2 rRNA genes are annotated in these 2,786 nt (G+C 51.1%); both read left to right on the top strand.

The features are described 5' to 3' along the window. Positions 1-2,553 (top strand): 23S ribosomal RNA (locus CWO13_RS23200); the annotation flags it as partial. Between the two features lie 129 nt (positions 2,554-2,682). Next, positions 2,683-2,786 (top strand): 5S ribosomal RNA (gene rrf, locus CWO13_RS23195); the annotation flags it as partial.

The raw sequence follows: 2,786 nt of genomic DNA, 5'->3' as shown, positions 1-2,786 counted from the left end.
TCATCATCAGTGAAAACGAGTAGGGCGGGACACGTGATATCCTGTCTGAATATGGGGGGACCATCCTCCAAGGCTAAATACTACTGACTGACCGATAGTGAACCAGTACCGTGAGGGAAAGGCGAAAAGAACCCCTGTGAGGGGAGTGAAATAGAACCTGAAACCGTGTACGTACAAGCAGTAGGAGCACCTTCGTGGTGTGACTGCGTACCTTTTGTATAATGGGTCAGCGACTTAATTTTAGTAGCAAGGTTAACCGTTTAGGGGAGCCGTAGGGAAACCGAGTCTTAACTGGGCGTACAGTTGCTAGGATTAGACCCGAAACCAGGTGATCTAGCCATGGGCAGGTTGAAGGTTGAGTAACATCAACTGGAGGACCGAACCGACTAATGTTGAAAAATTAGCGGATGACTTGTGGCTAGGGGTGAAAGGCCAATCAAACCTGGAGATAGCTGGTTCTCCCCGAAAGCTATTTAGGTAGCGCCTCGGACGAATACTACTGGGGGTAGAGCACTGTTAAGGCTAGGGGGTCATCCCGACTTACCAACCCTTTGCAAACTCCGAATACCAGTAAGTACTATCCGGGAGACACACGGCGGGTGCTAACGTCCGTCGTGGAGAGGGAAACAACCCAGACCGCCAGCTAAGGTCCCAAAGTATAGCTAAGTGGGAAACGATGTGGGAAGGCTCAGACAGCCAGGATGTTGGCTTAGAAGCAGCCATCATTTAAAGAAAGCGTAATAGCTCACTGGTCGAGTCGGCCTGCGCGGAAGATGTAACGGGGCTAAGCTATACACCGAAGCTGCGGCTACGTACCTTAGGGTATGTGGGGTAGGGGAGCGTTCTGTAAGCCGTTGAAGGTGGTCTGTAAGGGCTGCTGGAGGTATCAGAAGTGCGAATGCTGACATGAGTAACGATAAAGGGAGTGAAAAACTCCCTCGCCGGAAGACCAAGGGTTCCTGTCCAACGTTAATCGGGGCAGGGTAAGTCGACTCCTAAGGCGAGGCCGAAAGGCGTAGTCGATGGGAAACAGGTTAATATTCCTGTACTTCTTACAATTGCGATGGGGGGACGGAGAAGGCTAGGTGGGCCTGGCGACGGTTGTCCAGGTTCAAGTACGTAGGCGGGTGGTTTAGGTAAATCCGGACCGCTACTAACGCTGAGATACGATGTCGAGCTACTACGGTAGTGAAGTCATTGATGCCATGCTTCCAGGAAAAGCCTCTAAGCTTCAGATTGTAAGGAATCGTACCCCAAACCGACACAGGTGGTCGGGTAGAGAATACCAAGGCGCTTGAGAGAACTCGGGTGAAGGAACTAGGCAAAATGGTACCGTAACTTCGGGAGAAGGTACGCTCTTATCAGTGAAGTCCCTTGCGGATGGAGCAGACGAGAGTCGCAGATACCAGGTGGCTGCAACTGTTTATTAAAAACACAGCACTGTGCAAAATCGTAAGATGACGTATACGGTGTGACGCCTGCCCGGTGCCGGAAGGTTAATTGATGGGGTTAGACTTCGGTCGAAGCTCTTGATCGAAGCCCCGGTAAACGGCGGCCGTAACTATAACGGTCCTAAGGTAGCGAAATTCCTTGTCGGGTAAGTTCCGACCTGCACGAATGGCGTAATGATGGCCACGCTGTCTCCACCCGAGACTCAGTGAAATTGAAATCGCTGTGAAGATGCAGTGTACCCGCGGCTAGACGGAAAGACCCCGTGAACCTTTACTACAGCTTGGCACTGAACATTGAACCTACATGTGTAGGATAGGTGGGAGACTTTGAAACCGCGTCGCTAGATGTGGTGGAGTCGTCCTTGAAATACCACCCTTGTAGTTTTGATGTTCTAACGTTGGTCCCTGAATCGGGATTACGGACAGTGCCTGGTGGGTAGTTTGACTGGGGCGGTCTCCTCCCAAAGAGTAACGGAGGAGCACGAAGGTGGGCTAAACACGGTTGGACATCGTGTGGTTAGTGCAATGGCATAAGCCCGCTTGACTGCGAGAATGACAATTCGAGCAGGTGCGAAAGCAGGTCATAGTGATCCGGTGGTTCTGAATGGAAGGGCCATCGCTCAACGGATAAAAGGTACTCCGGGGATAACAGGCTGATACCGCCCAAGAGTTCATATCGACGGCGGTGTTTGGCACCTCGATGTCGGCTCATCACATCCTGGGGCTGAAGTCGGTCCCAAGGGTATGGCTGTTCGCCATTTAAAGTGGTACGCGAGCTGGGTTTAGAACGTCGTGAGACAGTTCGGTCCCTATCTGCCGTGGGCGTTGGAAAATTGAAAGGGGCTGCTCCTAGTACGAGAGGACCGGAGTGGACGAACCTCTGGTGTTCGGGTTGTCATGCCAATGGCATTGCCCGGTAGCTAAGTTCGGAATCGATAACCGCTGAAAGCATCTAAGCGGGAAGCGAGCCTTGAGATGAGTTTTCCCTGACGCTTTAAGCGTCCTAAAGGGTTGTCGTAGACTACGACGTTGATAGGCAGGGTGTGTAAGTGCTGCGAGGCATTGAGCTAACCTGTACTAATTGCCCGTGAGGCTTAACCATACAACACCCAAGGGGTTTTGTGGACTCAAAGAAATACCAGACGCTTGAATGAGTTTGAAGAGAACAAAAACAGCTTTCCAGATTATTTGCCTTCAGTTTTTTAAAAACTGAAAGTAAAAGCAAAATTTGCTTGGCGACCATAGCATTGTGGACCCACCTGATTCCATGCCGAACTCAGAAGTGAAACACAATAGCGCCGATGGTAGTGTGGGGCTTCCCCATGTGAGAGTAGG

It is taken from the genome of Vibrio sp. ZF 223, assembly GCF_003050585.1.
Lineage (GTDB): Bacteria > Pseudomonadota > Gammaproteobacteria > Enterobacterales > Vibrionaceae > Vibrio > Vibrio crassostreae.
Note: the sequence above shows the minus strand (reverse complement) of the source record. Positions and strands in the feature narration are given on the sequence as shown.